Source organism: Mesorhizobium sp. ORS 3428 (assembly GCF_001854785.1).
Taxonomy (GTDB): Bacteria; Pseudomonadota; Alphaproteobacteria; order Rhizobiales; family Rhizobiaceae; genus Mesorhizobium.
In genome coordinates, this window is the sequence record NZ_MDFL01000149.1 from 21,100 (window position 1) to 38,602 (window position 17,503).

Below are 17,503 nucleotides of genomic sequence, written 5' to 3' on the forward strand. Positions count from 1 at the left end.
TTTGCGTATGTCTTTGTCCGAAACCGGTCCCCACTTTCGGGAGACATGYGTTAGATCACGATCACTTTGGTGYCGATGTCGGCGCGGTTGTAGAGGTCGATGATGTCCTGGTTCATGAGGCGAATGCAGCCCGCCGACACGGCCTTGCCGATGGACCACCATTCAGGGCTGCCGTGCAGGCGATATCCGGTGTCGCCCTTCTCGTTGAAGAGATAGAGCGCCCGCGCCCCAAGCGGGTTCATGAGTCCGGCGTCCATATGGGCTGGAATGATGTGGCCCTGCTCGCGCTCCCGCACGATCATCTGGGACGGCGCGGTCCAATCCGGCCATTCGCGCTTCCGCGCGACGTGCGCGGTGCCATGCCACTCGAATCCCGCTTTGCCGACGCCGATGCCGTAGCGCATCGCCTGGCCGTCCCCCAGCACGTAGTAGAGGAACTTCGCACCGGTATCGACAATGATGGTGCCGGGCGCCTCGTCGGTCGCATAAGGCACCGTCTGTCGACGGAATTTTTGGTCGACCTTGTAGATCGGAACCGGCGGAATGCGGAAACCGGCATCGGTGATGCCGCCATAGGCCAAGGGGGAAGTTTGCAGCGCGCCGCCTGCGGTGCAGCCGGAGAATGCCAGCATCCCAGCAAGGACGCAGATCAGAATCGATTTCGCGCGCATGGCCCAAGCCGGCGGCCGCGCCGGCAATCAGCCGCATCTCGCCCTATTTTTAATCCCGCACGCCTCGATTGCCAAGATTTCCGTGGTTCCGGCCTGCAGCTTGTTGGCCAGTCGCCCGGTCGGGGTCGGCGTCCTGGACAACGCAATTCCGGACGGAAATCCGCTGCACGCTTTTCCTGGAACTGCTTCGGCTAGGCGCTGGCCGTTTGCGCGACCGCCACGAGCGGCCGGCAGGAGTTGCGGATCATCAGGCGTGCCTTGAGCGTCAGCTTGCGCGGCGGCGCGTCCCGGTTTCCGGCGAGCCGATCKAGCAGCAGATTAGCGGCCTGTTCGCCGATCGCCTGCACCGGCTGCGCCACGGTGGTCAGTTGCGGCTGGAACACGTCCGACCATGGAAAATCGTCGAAGCAGGCGACCGAGATGTCCTCTGGGCAGGAGAGGCCAATGTCGCGGATCGCCTTCATGGTGCCGATGACCATTGGGTTGTTGGCCGAGAAGATCGCGCTCGGGCGGTCGTGCAGCGAAAGCAGCTGCATCGTCGCGTTGTAGCCGTCGACCTCATGGAAATTACCGAAGCGGATCAGCTCCTCCTCTACCGGCAAGCCCGCACTCGCAAGCGCTTCCCGGTATCCCRCCATACGGTCGTGCATGGGCGAGATGTCGRCCGTGCYGGAGATGTAGGCGATGCGCCGGTGGCCGAGATGGATCAGGTAGGTGATGGCGTCGAACACCGCGCGCTGGTTGTCGAGGATGACGGTGTCRGTGTCGACGCCTTCGCACAGGCGATCAAGCAGCACCACCGGAACGTTGGTGCTCTYGACGATCTCCTTCAGGATGGCGCTGTCGCCGACACGGGTGACGATCAGGCCGTCGACCATGCGGTCGAGCAGCAGCCTGATCTGCTCGTCCTGCGTATTCAGATGCTCATCCGTGCAGCACAGCATGACGGCGTAGCCGGCGCGATCGAAGGCCTGCTGGATGACCGAAACAACGTCGGTGAAGAACGGGTTGGTGATGTGGGGAACCGTGAGCCCGATGGTGCGCGTCGTGCCCATTTTCAGGCTGCGGGCGATCGCGTTGCGCTTGTAGCCGATGTCGCGGATGGCCTGCTCGATGCGCTGGCTGAGCTCGGGACTGACTGTCGCCGTGCCGTTGAGCAGCGCCGAGACGGTGGCGACCGAAACCCGCRCCGCCTCGGCGACATGCAGCATGGTTGGAGCCGTTGATTTTCGCTGCTTTTTCCGCCCAGACGTCGTCATTTTCGAAACGTTTCACCGCCTTTGTGTGACCAAACCTACGGAACCTTGCGGTTTTTCGCAAGAATTGAATTGCATCAATCCCCCGCCGCCAGATATCCGCTTGACACCTTCGAAACGTTTAGATTACCGTTTGGATGGTCGACGACGACGGAGGGAGGCCGTCCTGTCCTTGCAGCRCACCAATTCAATCACAGCTGGAGATGCCGCGGCCGATGGCTCCGCCGTCGTGCTGAGCGCCGAACACATTTCCAAGTCGTTCGGCGRCATTGCTGCGCTGGTCGATGTCGGCTTCGAGCTCAGACGCGGCGAGGTCCACGCGCTGATGGGCGAGAACGGCGCCGGCAAGTCGACGCTGATGAAGATCCTGTCGGGCGTCTACRYGGACTTTGACGRCACGGTCAGCATCGACGGCCAAGCCGTCCGCTTCGCGGGTGTCCGCGATGCGGAGGACGCCGGCATCGCGATCATCCACCAGGAACTCAACCTCGTCCCCGAACTCAGCGTCGCCGACAACATCTTCCTCGGCCGCGAGAAGCTGATCGCCGGGCTGATCGTCGACCGCAAGGCGAGCGGCCAGGCCRCCGGCGCACTGCTGAAGCGTCTCGGCATCGAGCTCAATCCGGACGCGCGCGTCGGCAGCTTGCGCGTCGGCGAGCAGCAACTGGTCGAGATCGCCAAGGCGCTGTCGATCTCGGCGCGCATCCTGATCATGGACGAGCCGACCTCGGCGCTTTCGCCGGCCGAATGMCAGCGGCTGTTCCGAATCATCCGCCAACTGGCCGAGAACGGCGTCGCGATCGTCTACATCTCGCACCGCATCGACGAGGTGATGCATCTGGCCAACCGCGTGACGGTATTCCGCGACGGTCGTCATGTGCTGACCGACACCATGGCAAGGCTCGACGAAAACGCGATCATTTCGGCCATGGTCGGACGCAACTTGCTTGCTTCCTCGCCGCAAGGGCGCGAGCCCGGCGGCAAGACCGTGCTTTCGGTCAGGGATCTGTCGCTGTCGAAACCCGACCGCCGGGGATGGCGCAGGGTGATCGACGGCGTCAGCTTCGATCTCGCCCGGGGCGAGATTCTCGGCATAGGCGGTTTGCTAGGCTCCGGCCGCACCGAAATCCTGGAGGCGATCTTCGGTTCCGGCGGCGGCCRCAGCGGCGGCGACATCCTGCTCGACGGCGAGGCGGTCGATATCCGCTCGCCGCGCGACGCCCGCCGGCTCGGCATCGCCCTGGTGACCGAGGACCGGAAAACACAAGGCCTGCACCTCCAGGCCTCAATCACCGACAATGTGGCTCTGCCGCTTGTCGGCTCGCTGGCAAGGTTCGGCCTGCGCTCGCTCGCCGGCGAACAGGACCTGGCACGACAAGCCGTGCGTTCGCTCGGCATACGCTGCGAGACGATAGGACAGGCGGCCGGAACGCTTTCCGGCGGCAACCAGCAGAAAGTCGTCATCGGCAAGTGGCTGGCGACACGGCCGCGCGTGCTTCTACTGGACGAGCCGACACGCGGCATCGACATCGGCGCCAAGCGCGAAATCTACGATCTCATCTTCRGGCTCGCCGGCGAGGGGCTGGCGATCGCCGTCATCAGCTCGGAGCTGCCGGAACTCCTCTACCTCAGTGACCGCGTTCTGGTCATGGCCGACGGCCGCCAGACGGGAATCCTTTCCCGCRCCGAGGCCAGCGAGGAAGCCGTCATGCGGCTCGCCGCGCCGCGCCGGGGCGCCAACACGAGACCCGCCGCATGAACATGTTGACCCTTTTGTCCCGCACCAAGCTCTACTGGGGGCTGATCGCCATCTTCCTGATCGGCCTGCTCGGTTCGCCGATCAGTTCCAAGGGCAACAACATCTTCCTGTCCTACGGCAACCTGCTTGACGTGCTGCGCCAGGTCTCGACTACCGGGCTGATCGCCACGGGCATGACGGCGGTGATCCTCACCGGCGGCATCGACCTGTCGGTCGGCTCGTTGATGGCGATATGCTCGGTGGTCTGCGCCATGCTGCTGACGGTTCCCGGCGTGACGCCGGCGGTGGTGCTGGGCGTGCCGACGGTGGCGCTCGCCGCGCTTTGCCTCGGCGTCCTCGCCGTGCGTTTCATCCTGCTCAACATCGAGAAATCCCGCGCCGGCCCCGGCGCCAGCCGCGACGTCCGGCTCGACACCACCCGCGGGCTGATCGCGCCCGGCACTGCCGGGGTGATCCTGTGCTGCCTCTCGCTGTGGTTCCTGCTGCCGCAGGTCGAGCCCAAGTTCGGCGTGCTCGGCGTGCTTCTCGTGGCGCCTTGCGTCGGCCTGCTGTTCGGCGCGCTCAACGGCGTCATCATCGTCGCCGGGCGGCTGCAGCCCTTCATCGTCACGCTGGCGATGATGGTGACGGCGCTGGGCATCGCCCGGYTCACCGCCGGCCAGAACAACGCCGTGCTGCCGGTCTATACCGGGTCGAACGCGACCGCCGATTTCGAGATGCTGCGCTCGCTTGTGTTCGGCGTGGTGCCGATGCCGGGCCTGTTCTTTCTTGGCGCGATCGTCATCTACGGCGCCGTGCTGCGCTTCACGCCGTTCGGCCGCTATGTCTATGCCATCGGCGGCAACGAGGAGGCGGCACGCCTGTCCGGCATCGCCGCCGGGCGCGTCAAGATCGCCACTTACGCCGTTTCGGGACTGCTCGCCGGCATCGCGGCGGTGCTCTATGTCGCRCAATACAGGCAGGGCAAGCCGGATGCCGGCGCCGGRCTGGAGCTCGACGCCATCGCCGCCGTGGTCATCGGCGGCACCAGCCTGATGGGTGGCCRCGGCAGCCTCACCGGAACCTTCTGYGGCGTGCTGATCTTCGGGCTGCTGTCCAACATCCTGCAGCTGCACAACATTAATTCGAACCTTCAGCTGGTGCTGAAGGGTCTGATCATCATCGGCACCGTGCTCGTGCAGGAGCGCAACGCCGGCGATCTTCTCAGCTATCTGCGMCTGCCCGGCGGGCAATCGGCGCACAAGGAAACGGCCGCGACCAAGCTGCCGTCGCAAGAGACACCGTCTCTCAATCTCGGAGGAAACAAGAAATGAACAGACGTGACATGTTGAAGCTCGCCGCAATGAGCGCGGCCCTGCTGGCCACGACCGCGCTGCTGACCACCAGCAATGCCGTCGCCCAGAACAAGAAGTGGAAGATCGGCTTTTCGCAGGTGACCACGATCGAGCCTTGGCGTGCCCAGTTCAACAAGGACATACTGGCGGAAGCGGCCAAGCATCCGGACGTCGAGCTGATCGTCACCGACGGCGAGGACAAGACCGAAAAGCAGGTTGCTGACGTCGAGAACCTGATCCGGCAGCAGGTCGATRCACTTCTGGTGTCGCCGAAGGAATCGGCAGGCCTGACCGGCGTGGTGCAGCAGGCGATCGACGCCAAGATCCCGGTGTTCGTGCTCGACCGCAATGTCGACACCAAGGACTTCACCCAGTTTGTCGGCGGCGACAACAAGCTGATCGGCCGCGCCGCCGGCGAATATGCCGTCGAACTCCTGGGCGGCAAGGGCAAGGCCGCCGGCAATGTCGTCGAGATCTGGGGCGGCATGGGTACGCAGCCGGCGCATGACCGCCATGACGGCTTCCACGAGTTCACCGACAAGGAGCCGGGCATCAAGTATCTGCTCGACCAGCAGTCGGGCGACTRGAAGCAGGACCAGGCCTACAACATCATGGCCACGGCGCTGCGCAACAACGAGAAGATCGATCTCGTCTACGGCCACAACGACCCGATGGCCTACGGCGCCTATCTCGCCGCCAAGGATGCCGGGCGCGAGAAGGACATCAAGTTCATCGGCATCGACGGGCTGCCCAATGAAGGCGTGCAGCTGGTCGCCAAGGGCGAGCTCACGGCAACCTTCACCTATGTCACGCCGGGCGCCGAAGGCCTGCGGCAGGCGATCAAGTTCCTCAACGGCGAGAAGGTCGAGAAGACCATCACCTTGCCGACCGAGAAGATCACCAAGGACAACGCCGCCAAGATCCTGAAGGACAACGGCCTCTGAGACGAAGGCCCTGCCGGGCGACAAGTCCGGCAGGGCCGTCATCCGGCGAATAAGAAACCCGGGGTCCGGGGGCGGCTGCGTCAATCGGACCCTCGCGGCCAGGCTTGTGTTCGGCCCCGTTGGCGGGTCGAGACGCAAGCACAGCCAGCCGCGTCTCGGAGCTCCGCTCTTCATCTGCGGAACCCACCTTACCGAACGCATCGGCACCCCGTCGGCAAAACCTAACTCTTTGACGTAAAAATATGTTCTTCGACCGAGCCCTGCAGGTTCGGCGGTCATCGGCATGCCTAGCTGGCAGCACCCGGGCCGGTCCCGGCGCGCGGTGAGACCGGCCGCCAGCACCGCGCCGCAGATGCCTTGCGCAGGATGCTTGCGCCCCGTGCCGCCTCTTCTTATATACGCGCCAAGCCGTCCGGCCTTGAAAATCGGGGACCAAGACGGAATTTTTCTTATGAACAGGGGCTTTCGTCGGAACGCCTTGTCAAGGGTCCTGAGAGCCTGCTCAGCGGAGAGACAAGAACAATGGCAAAAGTAATCGGTATCGACCTCGGAACCACCAATTCCTGTGTCGCCATCATGGACGGCAAGGATTCAAAGGTCATCGAGAATGCGGAGGGCGCGCGCACGACCCCTTCGATCGTCGCCATCAGCAGCGACGGCGAGCGCCTCATCGGCCAGCCGGCCAAGCGCCAGGCGGTGACCAATCCTGAAAACACCATCTTCGCGGTCAAGCGCCTGATCGGCCGCCGCTATGAGGACCCGGTGACGGAAAAGGACAAGAAGCTTGTCCCCTACAAGATCGTCAAGGGTGACAACGGCGATGCCTGGGTCGAGGCCGGCGGCAAGAAGCTGTCGCCCAGCCAGATCTCGGCCATGATCCTGCAGAAGATGAAGGAAACGGCGGAAGCCTATCTCGGCGAGAAGGTCGAGAAGGCGGTCATCACCGTTCCGGCCTATTTCAACGACGCCCAGCGCCAGGCGACCAAGGACGCCGGCAAGATCGCCGGCCTCGAAGTGCTGCGCATCATCAACGAGCCGACGGCTGCAGCGCTTGCCTATGGCCTCGACAAGAAGGAAGGCAAGACCATCGCCGTCTATGACCTTGGCGGCGGCACATTCGACATTTCGGTGCTCGAGATCGGCGACGGCGTCTTCGAGGTGAAGTCGACCAACGGTGACACTTTCCTCGGCGGCGAGGACTTCGACATGCGCCTGGTCGAGTACCTGGCGTCGGAGTTCAAGAAGGAGCAGGGCATCGACCTCAAGGCCGACAAGCTCGCCCTGCAGCGCCTGAAGGAAGCGGCCGAGAAGGCCAAGATCGAGCTGTCGTCGACGACGCAGACGGAGATCAACCTGCCCTTCATCACCGCTGACGCCAGCGGGCCGAAGCACCTGACGATGAAGCTCACCCGGGCGAAGTTCGAGAGCCTGGTCGAGGATCTCGTGCAGCGCACGATCGATCCCTGCAAGGCGGCGCTCAAGGATGYCGGCCTGAAGGCGGGCGAGATCGACGAGGTGGTGCTGGTCGGCGGCATGACCCGCATGCCCAAGATCCAGGAGATCGTGAAGCAGTTCTTCGGCAAGGAGCCRCACAAGGGCGTCAACCCGGATGAGGTGGTCGCGCTCGGCGCCGCCATCCAGGCCGGCGTGCTGCAGGGCGACRTCAAGGACGTGCTCCTGCTCGACGTGACGCCGCTGTCGCTCGGCATCGAGACGCTGGGCGGCGTGTTCACCCGGCTGATCGAGCRCAACACCACGATCCCGACCAAGAAGAGCCAGGTGTTCTCGACGGCCGAGGATTCGCAGTCGGCGGTGACGATCCGCGTCTTCCAGGGCGAGCGCGAGATGGCGGCCGACAACAAGCTGCTCGGCCAGTTCGACCTGGTCGGCATTCCGCCGGCCCCGCGCGGCGTGCCGCAGATCGAGGTCACCTTCGACATCGACGCCAATGGCATCGTCAACGTCTCGGCCAAGGACAAGGGCACCGGCAAGGAGCACCAGATCCGCATCCAGGCGTCCGGCGGCCTGTCCGACGCYGACATCGAGAAGATGGTGAAGGACGCCGAGGCCAATGCCGAGGCCGACAAGAAGCGCCGCGCCCTCGTCGAGGCCCGCAACCAGGCCGAATCCCTGGTGCACTCGTCCGAGAAGTCGCTCAAGGACTATGGCGACAAGGTCTCGGAGGCCGACCRCACCGCGATCGCCGACGCCATCAGCGCGCTGAAGGCCGCCRCCGAGRGCGACAATGTGGCCGATATCGAGGCCAAGTCGCAGTCGCTCGCGGAAGCTTCGATGAAGCTTGGCCAGGCCATGTACGAGGCTTCGCAGAAGGAAGCTGCCGAAGCCGACGCCAAGGCGGACGCCGCCAAGGACTCGGACGTGGTCGACGCCGATTTCGAGGAAATCGACGAAGACGACGACAAGAAGAAGTCGGCCTGAGCCGGCTGACGGCAAATAATGCGAAAAGCCCGGCGCAAAAGCCGGGCTTTTTTGCAACCTTGGGCCAAAAAGTGACAGAAAAMCACGGGGTGAGCCCGRCTCGGCACTAGCATCCGGGCGGCATCGCTCCTAAATCGAACAACGTGCCGGTAAACGACGCAACAATGCCTGAAGACATTGAGCATCCGGACCGCGGGAAAAAATGAAAGCTGATTTCTACGAAACGCTGGGCGTGCACAGGGGCGCCGACGACAAGGAACTCAAGAGCGCTTTCCGCAAGCTCGCCATGCAGTTCCATCCCGACCRCAATCCTGGCGACCATGCCTGCGAGCACAAATTCAAGGAAATCAACGAGGCCTACGAGACGCTGAAGGATCCRCAGAAGCGCGCGGCCTATGACCGTTTCGGCCACGCCGCCTTCGAGCAGGGCGGCGTGAACGGCGCGGGGCACGGCTTCGGCGCCGGCGGCTTCGCCGACATCTTCGAAGACATTTTCGGCGACATGATGGGCGGCCGCCAGCGCCGCTCGTCGGGCGGCCGCGAGCGCGGCGCAGACCTGCGCTACAACATGGAGATCACGCTGGAAGAGGCATTCTCCGGCAAGACGGCGCAAATCCGCGTGCCGGCCTCGATTTCCTGCTCGGAGTGCTCCGGGACCGGCGCCAAGCCCGGCACGCAGCCGGTCACCTGCGCCATGTGCCACGGACACGGCAAGGTGCGCGCCACGCAAGGCTTCTTCTCGATCGAGCGCACCTGCCCGCAATGCCAGGGGCGCGGCCAGACGATCAAGGATCCCTGCCCGAAATGCAGCGGCCAGGGCCGCGTGACCGAGGAGCGTTCGCTCTCGGTCAACATCCCGGCCGGTATCGAGGACGGAACCCGCATCCGGCTTGCCAATGAGGGCGAGGCCGGCCTGCGCGGCGGCCCTTCGGGCGACCTCTACATCTTCCTCGCCGTCRAGCCGCACGAATTCTTCCAGCGCGACGGTGCCGATCTCTACTGCAAGGTGCCGATCTCGATGACCACCGCCGCCCTTGGCGGCTCGTTCGAGGTCACCACGCTCGATGGCACGCAGACCAAGGTGAAGGTGCCGGAAGGCACGCAGAACGGCCGCCAGTTCCGGCTGAAGGGCAAGGGCATGCCGGTGCTGCGGCAGCCCAATGTCGGCGACCTCTATATCCAGACGGCGGTCGAGACGCCGCAGAACCTGTCGCGGCGCCAGCGCGAGCTGCTGGAAGAGTTCGAGCAGCTCTCCTCGAAGGACAATTCACCCCAGTCGAGCGGCTTCTTCGCCCGCATGAAGGACTTCTTCGAGTCGTTCGGCGAAGGCTGAGGTCTCTTCATCCGAGCCGTTAGCCCAAAATCGCTGCGCTCTTCTGGGCGACTTGGCACCTTCCGACGCAAGCCGTTATCCCAGAACCTACGCTGTTTTGGGCGACTTGCGTTGGCGCGCCTGCCGAGCTTCATCAACACCTTATGCCAGTTCGCGCCTTGCCTTGTCCCAACTAGCTGCTAAGTAGCGGGTCGGGGAGCGTTGAGGAGAGCTCGCATGGCACGTGGTCCCGGGTTGCGCAAAGCGCTGGCGGAGAAATTCGACGACGAGCTGAAGTTCTTCAAAGGCTGGATCGACAAGCCGAAAGCGGTCGGCTCGATCGTCCCCACCAGCTCCATCACCGCCCGCAAGATGGCTTCGATCGTCAATCCGAAATCGGGCCTGCCGGTGCTCGAGGTCGGACCCGGCACCGGCGTCATCACCCGCGCCATCCTGGCCGAGGGGGTGAAGCCGGAAAACCTCTACGCTGTCGAATACTCGACCGACTTCGTGYGCCATCTGCGCCGGCTGTATCCGGGCGTCAACGTCATCGAGGGCGACGCCTTCAACCTCGACGCCACGCTCGGCGACAAGCGCGACTTGGTGTTCGATTCGGTCGTGTCCGGCGTGCCGCTGCTCAACTTCCCGGTCGCTCAGCGCATCGCCTATGTCGAAAGCTTGCTCGACCGCATCCCGGCCGGCCGGCCGGTGGTGCAGCTGACCTATGGCCCGCTGTCGCCGATCCCGCCCGGCCGCGGCGATTACACGGTCAAGCATTTCGATTTCATCATCCGTAATATCCCGCCGACGCAGCTGTGGATCTACCGGCGCGAAGCGCATTAGATGGGAAGGGAGTAGGGGAGTAAGGCAGTAGGGGAATAGGGGAATGAACGATTTTCGGATTATTCCCTACTCCTTTACTGCCCTATTCCCTTACTCCCCTATTTCCCTCAGGTAGCCGCCCATGATCCCAAGAATCCTCGTCTTCGCGGGCTCGGTCCGCACTGGCGCTTTCAGCGGCAGAACGGCCGATGCGGCGCAGAAGGAACTCGCCATGCAGGGAGCCGAGGTGACCCGCATCTCGCTCGGTGATTATCCGCTGCCGATCATGGACGAGGATCTCGAGAAGGAAAAAGGCATTCCCGAGAATGCCGTGACGCTCGCCCGGCAGATCGCCGCCCATGACGGACTTCTGATCGCGACGCCGGAATATAACGGCTCTATCCCGCCGCTCTTGAAGAACTCGATAGACTGGGTGAGCCGGATCCGGCGCGACGGCAGCCGGTCTTTCCGACCGCTTTACGGCAAGCCCGTCGCACTCTGTTCCTCCTCCGAGGGCAAATTTGCCGGCATACGCTGCATCAACCATCTGCGCGCGGTGCTGGTGCGCTGCCAGATGGAAGTGATCACGCCGGAATGCTCGGTTTCCAGCGCCGGCGAAGCCTTCGCCGAGGATGGACAATTCCGGGACGAAAGACTACGCCAATCCATGGAGCGCCTATGCCGCACACTGATCGAAACCTCGCGCATGCTGTCCGTCCGGATCGAGGCGTGATGCAGCCCGGCGGTTCGGTGCAGGGCGACACGATGCGCGACAGGCTGATAGTCGGCCTCGATGTGCCGACGCTCGAGGAAGCCGAGAAGGCGGTGCGCGAACTCGAAGGCACCGTCTCCTTCTACAAGATCGGCTACCAGCTCGCCTTTGCAGGCGGGCTCGATTTTGCGCGCGAGCTCGCCAGCGGCGGCACCAGGATCTTCCTCGACATGAAGCTGCTCGATATCGACAACACGGTGGCCAAGGGGGTCGAGAACATCGTCAGGATGGGGGCCTCGATGCTGACGCTCCATGCCTACCCCAAAGCCATGAAGGCGGCAGTCGAGGCAGCCAAGGGCAGCGATCTCTGCCTGCTCGCGGTGACGGTGCTCACCTCGATGGACGAGCAGGACGTGATCGACGCCGGCTATGAGTATGATCCGCACACGCTGGTGCTGCGGCGCTCCGAACAGGCGCTGCATGCYGGCATGGGCGGCATTRTCTGCTCTGCCGAGGAGGCTGAAGCGGTGCGCCGGATCGTCGGACCCGACATGGCGGTGGTGACGCCGGGYATACGGCCGAGCGGCAGCGACCATGGCGACCAGAAGYGCGTCGTGACGCCGGCGCAAGCGATTCGCAACGGCTCCAGCCACCTCGTCGTCGGCCGGCCTATCGTGACGGCTCCGGACCGGCGCGCGGCGGCCGAGGCTATCCTGGCCGAAATGCGCTCGGCATAGGCCGGTCCGCGAAGGAAAAGAAACAGGGAGAAAGGAATGCCAAAGGGATACTGGATTGCCCGCGTCGATGTGCGCGACCCGGAAGGCTACAAGGATTATGTCGCCGCCGCGAAGCTCGCCTTCGACCGTTTCGGCGCGAAATTCCTGGCGCGCGGGGGCGAGCATGAGAAGRCCGAGGGACCGGGCCGCGGCCGCAACGTCATCATCGAGTTCGAATCGCTTGCCGCGGCGCATGACTGCTACCACTCGCCGGAATATCAGCGCGCCGTCGCGATCCGCCAGAAAGTAGCGGACGGCGAGATCGTGCTGGTGGAGGGGGTGTAGGCCTTCGGCGCAGGGGACGTTGCCCGTGTTGGTGGCACGCCCGAGATTGGCCGAAGCCGTCCTCGCGCTTCGTCATCCCAGGGCGAAGCAGGAGCGAAGCTCCGTCGCGAAGACCCTGGGATGACGAAAAGGACAGAGGCGTTCAGCCAAGGTCACAACCTCAACCGGCTCGCGGCCGTTTCGGCCATCGCGTCGGCGAGGCTCATGCCCCACTGCTTGCGGCAATAGTCGCGGAAGTCGAAGCAGGGCAGGCCGGGGCAGATTTCGAACTCGATGAGATGGACCGTATCGTCGGCCTCGACCCTGAGATCGACGGAGAAGACGTCCTTGAGCCCAAGCCCCCGCATCAGTTTTTGCGCCAGGGCGCGGATAGCCCTATCGGCCRCCGGCTGGCTGACGGCGACCGGCTCAAGCGCCGGCTCTGCATAGGCGCCGGCGTCCCTGGCGGCCTGGCCGGTATCGCCATAAAGCGCCATGCTGTCAGCCATGGTCTGGAAATCGGCGCCGGAATCGACAAAGGCAACGGCGAGCGCCTCGACGCCGGTCTCCGGCTTCAGGCCCAGGAAGCTCGCCCGCGCATTACGGCCGGCCACATAAGGCTGGACGACGACATCGTCGCGATAATGGGAAAAGACACGCCGGCTAAGTTCCAGCGCGTGGCCAAGATCCGTCACGCGCGAATCCGGCCAGATGCCGATCTTGGCGCCGAGCCGATTGGGCTTGACGAACCAGCCGGCGGGCGAGGCCGGCGGTTCGACCAGCCACTCGCCATTGCGCGCCAGCCCGGCCGGCGGCACCGGCAGGCCGAGCGCGCCGAGCACGGCGCCGGAGCGGAACTTGTCCTGGCAGAGCGCGAACACGGAATCGTCGGCGCCTATCGTTCTCAGCCCGTTCAGCCTTGCCAGCGCGGGCGAGGCGCCGCCGCGGAAATAGGCGATGCCGTCGGTCAGCGTCCAGACCAGCGTTGCCTGCGGATCGGCCTTGGCGAGCACCGGCGCCGTTTCGTCGAGCTCGACCGCCATGAAGGCGAGGCCGCGCTTTTCGCAAGCGGCGGCGAGCGCACCGAATTCGGGCGCGAGGTCGGTCGACTGCGCCAGGTAGGACGAAATCTCGGCGGCGCGTTCCGTCGGATAGCCATCGGCGACCAGCCGGTCGAAACAGGCCTTCTCCGGCTCATGGACAAGGATCAGCGTCGGCTTGCTCAGCGACATGGAGGCTCCCAGCAAATCAGGCGCTACCATCGCATGGCCGTTGCGCGCGGCAAGCGGGAAACCGACCGGGCCGGGCGATAATCCGCAAGCCGCTCAGGCGATCAGCACGCGCGGCTCGAAGCGGCCCTTGACCGGAATGTCGAGAAGGAAGGTCATGCCGGCCTGCGGGTCGAGCTTGCGCTGTTTCTCGTCCTTGCCCTTCCACGCCGATGTCACCGCCAGCCGGTCGGCCTTCTGGCCGACGAAGGCCGGGCAGGAAGGCTGCGTCACCGGCATCGCGATCTCGCGCCRCAGCTTGCCGTCGGGCGAATAGGCCTTCACCGCCTTGCCGCCCCAGACGGCGTTCCACAGCACGCCGTCGCGGTCGACCACCGAGCCGTCGATATAGCCTTGTTGCGAGCGATGATCGACGAAGACTTTCGGCTCGCCGGTCGGCAGCCCGGTCGCCGGATCGCAGGCGACGCGCATCAGAAGGCCCGTCGCGGTGTCGGTGTAATAGGCGATCGCCCCATCCTCGGAAAAGCAGATCGAGTTGGAGACGGTGATGTCGGAGAAGAGCCGGCGAAGTTCGCCCTTGAAGAACCAGTAGATCGAGCCGGCGCCCTTTTCCTCGTCCTTGCCCATCGTACCGGTCCAGAAGGCACCGCAGGGATGGACGCGGGAATCGTTGGAGCGGGTGAGAGGGTTTTCAGCCTCGATCGGCGTGTGCAGCGTCAGCGTGCCGGTCCTGACGTCGCGGACCTGCAGGCCGACCTCCGTGGCGATGAGCTGGCGGCCATCGTCGATGATGGCGATGGCGCTCGCCATCAGGCCGAGTTCATGGACCTTCAGCGCGCCGGCGAGCGGCTTTTCCAGCAGCTTGCCGTTGACGATGTCGAACCAGAAGAGTGTGTCGGTGCCGGGATCGTAGCTCGGGCCTTCGCCCAGCTGGCAGATGTAGTCGCTGAAGACCGAAACGCTTTCCATCATAGCCCTCCAAAGGCTTCGTCCCAGGCGGCGACCGCGGCGCGGGCGCGCTCCGCCACGTCCTCGGCGCTGGCGCCGGGCTTGTAGAGGCTGGAACCCAGGCCGAAGACCGAGACGCCGACCGCCTTGTAGCCGGCAAAATCCTTGTCGGAAACGCCGCCGACGGCGCCGATCAGGGTCGTTGGCGGCAGCACGGCGCGGATCGCGGCTATGCCGCCGGCGCCGAGCGCGCTCGCCGGAAAGAATTYCAGCGCCGAGGCGCCGAGCCTGATCGCCTGGAAGGCTTCGGTGGGCGTGAAGACGCCGGGCATCGTCACCATGCCGTAATGCATTGCGCGGCCCATGACCTCGGCGTCGATATTGGGGCTGACCAGCAACCGGCCGCCGGCCTTGTGCAAGGCATCGACATCGGCCGCCGTCAGCACCGTGCCGGCGCCGACCAGCGCAGTCTTAGAAAGCGCCTCGACAATGCTGGCAATGGAGGCGAAGGGTTCCGGCGAGTTGAGCGGCACCTCGATCGCCTCGATGCCGGCATCATGCACCGCCTGGGCGATCGCCACCRCTTCGCCCGGCTTCAGTCCGCGCAGGATGGCGACGAGGCCGCGCTTGAGCTTCGGGAAAGGTGCCGTCTCGGTCATTCAAGCGCCTCCGATCATGCCGTTCTCGCGCGCCGCCTCGACAAGGCCGGCGCGCACCGCTTCATCCGCATCGACGATCCGAAAGGCAAGAGCGGCGAAGCCCAGAGCCGCGCCGTAAAGATCAGCCAGCGCGCCGGAAGCGATCAGTACCACTGGGGCTTCGCTGACCCCGTACCGACGTTTCGCGGAGGCAATCTCGCCGCCGATCAAGAGCCCCGACAGGCAGGCGGCCGCCTCGTCGGATTTCAAATCCTGCAGCAACCCGGCGGCGCGGATCGCAAACAGTTTCGAGGTGACGTCGCCGCCCTCGCCCAGCGCCTGCTCGCACCATTGACGGAAGAACGGATCCTCGGCAGCGACCGGCGCCGGATGCTCGCCCAGCGAATGCTTCAGGATCGAATGCGTGGCCAGCACGGAAAACAATTCGCCCGTCGGCCAGGTGCCGAAGCCGGCGACCGCGCCGTCCTCGACCGCGACCCATTTCGAATGCGTGCCCGGCATGCAGACGAGATGGCGACCCTTTGCCGGCAAACCGGCGCCGGCGAGCTGCGTTTCCTCGCCACGCATGACGTCCGGCGCATCGGCGAGGCGCTGGGCGAGGCCCGGAACGATACGGATGTCGCGGCGCTCGCCCGCTATGCGGGCAGCCTCGCCAAGGATGGCGCCGATCGGCGCCGGCACGGTGACATAAGGTGCCTCCACCCAGCCCTGGCGGGAACCCGCCATGCCGCAGATGATGACGGGCAAGTCCTCCGGCGCGCTCATGGCGGCGAGATGAGCTTCCAGCACGTTGGCGAAGCCTTTTTCGCGCGCAGTGATCAGGCCGTCGTCGCCGCGCCGCTCGGCAAGCACCTTGCCGGCGCTGTCGATGAGCCAGGCACGGAGCCTTGTCGTGCCCCAGTCGAGCGCGGCGACCGCTGGCGCGCCGCTCACAGGACGCCTCCGTCGACGATCAGCATCTGCGCCGTCAGCATGCGCGAGGCGTCCGACGCCAGGAAGAGCACGGTGCCGACAATGTCGTCTGGCTGCATGACTTGCCTGATGCACTGCTTGGCGACATGGGCCGCAAGCGTTTCTTCGGTGACCCAGAGCTGCCGCTGGCGCTCGGTGATCACCCAGCCGGGCGCGATCGCGTTGACGCGGATGCCGTCGGCGCCCAGCTTGCCGGCAAGACCCTTGGTGAGGCCGAGGATTCCGGCCTTGGCGGCGGTATAGGCCGGCAGGTCGGGATGATTGATGAGATAGGAGGTGGAGCTGAAGTTGATGATCGAGCCGCCGCCGGCGCGCTTCATGCCCGGCGCCACCGCCTGCGCGGTGAAGAAATGCGGGCGCAGGTTGACGGCGAGGTTGTTGTCCCAGAACTCGACCGTGACGTCCTTCACCTCATGACGGTCGTCGAGGGCCGCGTTGTTGACGAGCGCCGTGACATCGCCATGTGCTTCCGCCGCCTTCGCCACCGCGGCGCGCAGCGCCTCGACGTCGCGCAGGTCGGTCTTGAGGTAGAGCGGGCGCCGCCCGAGCTCGTTTCCCAGGCGGTCGGCCAGCGCCGTGCTCGGACCGTCGGCGATGTCGATGAAGGCGACCTTRGCGCCTTGCCGCATAAAGCCTTCGGTCAGCGCCGCGCCRATGCCGGAACCGCCGCCGGTGATCAGCACCGAGGCGCCTTCGAGGTCGGCGAAACGCGCCGATGGCATCATGATCTCTTTCTCCCTTGGCCGGCGCGCATCCTAGCCAGACAATGCGCGCGGGCAAGGGAGAAACGTCAGTTTCCCGGCCTAATGTCTGACAAATGATCGGGGCATTRCCAAGGCGGCGCGGGCCGCCCGGTCAGATCGCCCTGGCGTACAGCGCGCCGCGATAGGAATCGCGCAGATAGCCGAGCGTGGCGTCGGCATCGGCCGGCTTGCCGAACAGGTAGCCCTGTCCGCCGGCACAGCCGAACTGGACGAGGCGGTCGGCCTGCGCTTCATCCTCGATACCTTCGGCCACCACGTCCATGCCGAGCCCCTCGCACATGGCGAGGATGGCGCGGATGATGTGCTCCGACGGCCGGTCGTCGAGGATGGAAGAAACAAAGGCGCGGTCGATCTTCAGCTTGTCGAAATGGAATTCGCGCAGGCGTCCGAGCGAGGACTGGCCGGTGCCGAAATCGTCGAGCGAGACGCGGATGCCGACCCGGCGCAGGTCCTCCACGATCTTCTCGGCCGAAGCCGGATCGGTCATCAGGCCGGTCTCGGTGATCTCGATCTCCAGCCGGCGCGGATCGAAGCCGGTGCGGTCGAGGATCGCGAGAATGTGCAGGCCGGTGTTCTGGTCGACGAGCTGGGACGGCGACAGGTTGAAGGCCAGGAACAAATCCTTCGGCCAGCTGCGGGCAG

General features: G+C 65.0%; 17 protein-coding genes. 9 read left to right on the top strand and 8 right to left on the bottom strand.

Annotation, left to right across the window (positions count from 1 at the left end; all coding sequences use genetic code 11):
- Nucleotides 1-50: 50 nt before the first annotated feature.
- Together ORS3428_RS25245 and ORS3428_RS25250 are read right to left on the bottom strand one after the other, a co-directional pair.
- Nucleotides 51-671, bottom strand: a complete 621-nt coding sequence (locus ORS3428_RS25245) for a L,D-transpeptidase (protein ID WP_071101009.1) — start codon at nt 669-671, stop codon at nt 51-53.
- 191 nt (nt 672-862) lie between these two features.
- Nucleotides 863-1,882, bottom strand: a complete 1,020-nt coding sequence (locus ORS3428_RS25250; protein ID WP_071101010.1) for a LacI family DNA-binding transcriptional regulator — start codon at nt 1,880-1,882, stop codon at nt 863-865.
- Nucleotides 1,883-2,156: 274 nt separating this feature from the next.
- Here ORS3428_RS25250 and ORS3428_RS25255 point away from each other — a divergent pair, with 274 nt between their 5' ends.
- From ORS3428_RS25255 to ORS3428_RS25295, 9 genes are all read left to right on the top strand, one after another.
- Entirely contained in the window at nt 2,157-3,686 is a 1,530-nt protein-coding gene (locus tag ORS3428_RS25255; protein WP_443136877.1) for a sugar ABC transporter ATP-binding protein, read from the top strand.
- Nucleotides 3,683-4,999, top strand: a complete 1,317-nt coding sequence (locus tag ORS3428_RS25260) for an ABC transporter permease (protein ID WP_071101012.1) — start codon at nt 3,683-3,685, stop codon at nt 4,997-4,999. Before ORS3428_RS25255 ends, ORS3428_RS25260 begins: the two co-directional genes overlap by 4 nt.
- A complete protein-coding gene (locus ORS3428_RS25265) occupies nt 4,996-5,964 on the top strand; it encodes a substrate-binding domain-containing protein (protein ID WP_071101013.1) in 969 nt (322 codons plus the stop codon). The genes ORS3428_RS25260 and ORS3428_RS25265 overlap by 4 nt, the downstream gene beginning before the upstream one ends.
- 522 nt (nt 5,965-6,486) lie before the next feature.
- Nucleotides 6,487-8,403, top strand: coding sequence for a molecular chaperone DnaK (gene dnaK / locus ORS3428_RS25270; RefSeq protein WP_071101014.1), 1,917 nt, complete (start codon nt 6,487-6,489; stop codon nt 8,401-8,403).
- A gap of 202 nt (nt 8,404-8,605) precedes the next feature.
- On the top strand, nt 8,606-9,736 hold the full coding sequence (dnaJ, locus tag ORS3428_RS25275; protein WP_071101015.1) for a molecular chaperone DnaJ: 1,131 nt from the start codon (nt 8,606-8,608) through the stop codon (nt 9,734-9,736).
- 216 nt (nt 9,737-9,952) lie between these two features.
- A complete protein-coding gene (pmtA, locus tag ORS3428_RS25280; protein ID WP_071101016.1) occupies nt 9,953-10,558 on the top strand; it encodes a phospholipid N-methyltransferase PmtA in 606 nt (201 codons plus the stop codon).
- Between the two features lie 121 nt (nt 10,559-10,679).
- Nucleotides 10,680-11,270 carry an NADPH-dependent FMN reductase gene (locus ORS3428_RS25285; protein ID WP_071101017.1) on the top strand — a complete coding sequence of 197 codons (591 nt, stop codon included), beginning with the start codon at nt 10,680-10,682 and terminating at the stop codon, nt 11,268-11,270.
- The gene (gene pyrF / locus ORS3428_RS25290; RefSeq protein WP_071101018.1) at nt 11,270-11,986 is read left to right on the top strand and encodes an orotidine-5'-phosphate decarboxylase; all 717 of its coding nucleotides are present in this window, start codon (nt 11,270-11,272) and stop codon (nt 11,984-11,986) included. The genes ORS3428_RS25285 and pyrF overlap by 1 nt, the downstream gene beginning before the upstream one ends.
- A 36-nt stretch (nt 11,987-12,022) precedes the next feature.
- Nucleotides 12,023-12,310, top strand: a complete 288-nt coding sequence (locus tag ORS3428_RS25295) for a DUF1330 domain-containing protein (protein WP_071101019.1) — start codon at nt 12,023-12,025, stop codon at nt 12,308-12,310.
- 152 nt (nt 12,311-12,462) lie between these two features.
- Here ORS3428_RS25295 and ORS3428_RS25300 read toward each other — a convergent pair whose 3' ends face one another.
- From ORS3428_RS25300 to ORS3428_RS25325, 6 genes are all read right to left on the bottom strand, one after another.
- Nucleotides 12,463-13,521, bottom strand: coding sequence for a D-alanine:D-lactate ligase-like protein (locus ORS3428_RS25300; RefSeq protein WP_071101020.1), 1,059 nt, complete (start codon nt 13,519-13,521; stop codon nt 12,463-12,465).
- Between the two features lie 93 nt (nt 13,522-13,614).
- A complete protein-coding gene (locus ORS3428_RS25305; RefSeq protein ID WP_443136878.1) occupies nt 13,615-14,487 on the bottom strand; it encodes an SMP-30/gluconolactonase/LRE family protein in 873 nt (290 codons plus the stop codon).
- A complete protein-coding gene (locus tag ORS3428_RS25310; RefSeq protein WP_071101022.1) occupies nt 14,487-15,125 on the bottom strand; it encodes a 2-dehydro-3-deoxy-6-phosphogalactonate aldolase in 639 nt (212 codons plus the stop codon). Before ORS3428_RS25310 ends, ORS3428_RS25305 begins: the two co-directional genes overlap by 1 nt.
- A complete protein-coding gene (locus ORS3428_RS25315; protein ID WP_071094645.1) occupies nt 15,126-16,058 on the bottom strand; it encodes a 2-dehydro-3-deoxygalactonokinase in 933 nt (310 codons plus the stop codon).
- Nucleotides 16,055-16,822 carry an SDR family NAD(P)-dependent oxidoreductase gene (locus tag ORS3428_RS25320; RefSeq protein ID WP_071101023.1) on the bottom strand — a complete coding sequence of 256 codons (768 nt, stop codon included), beginning with the start codon at nt 16,820-16,822 and terminating at the stop codon, nt 16,055-16,057. Before ORS3428_RS25320 ends, ORS3428_RS25315 begins: the two co-directional genes overlap by 4 nt.
- Nucleotides 16,823-16,952: 130 nt before the next feature.
- Nucleotides 16,953-17,503 (bottom strand): EAL domain-containing protein (locus tag ORS3428_RS25325; RefSeq protein WP_131802947.1); only part of this gene is annotated, 551 nt, incomplete at its 5' end.

Excerpts from the sequence above, each read along its gene's own strand:
- ORS3428_RS25285 (WP_071101017.1), top strand. The coding sequence starts at position 10,680 with ATGATCCCAAGAATCCTCGTCTTCGCGGGCTCGGTCCGCACTGGCGCT.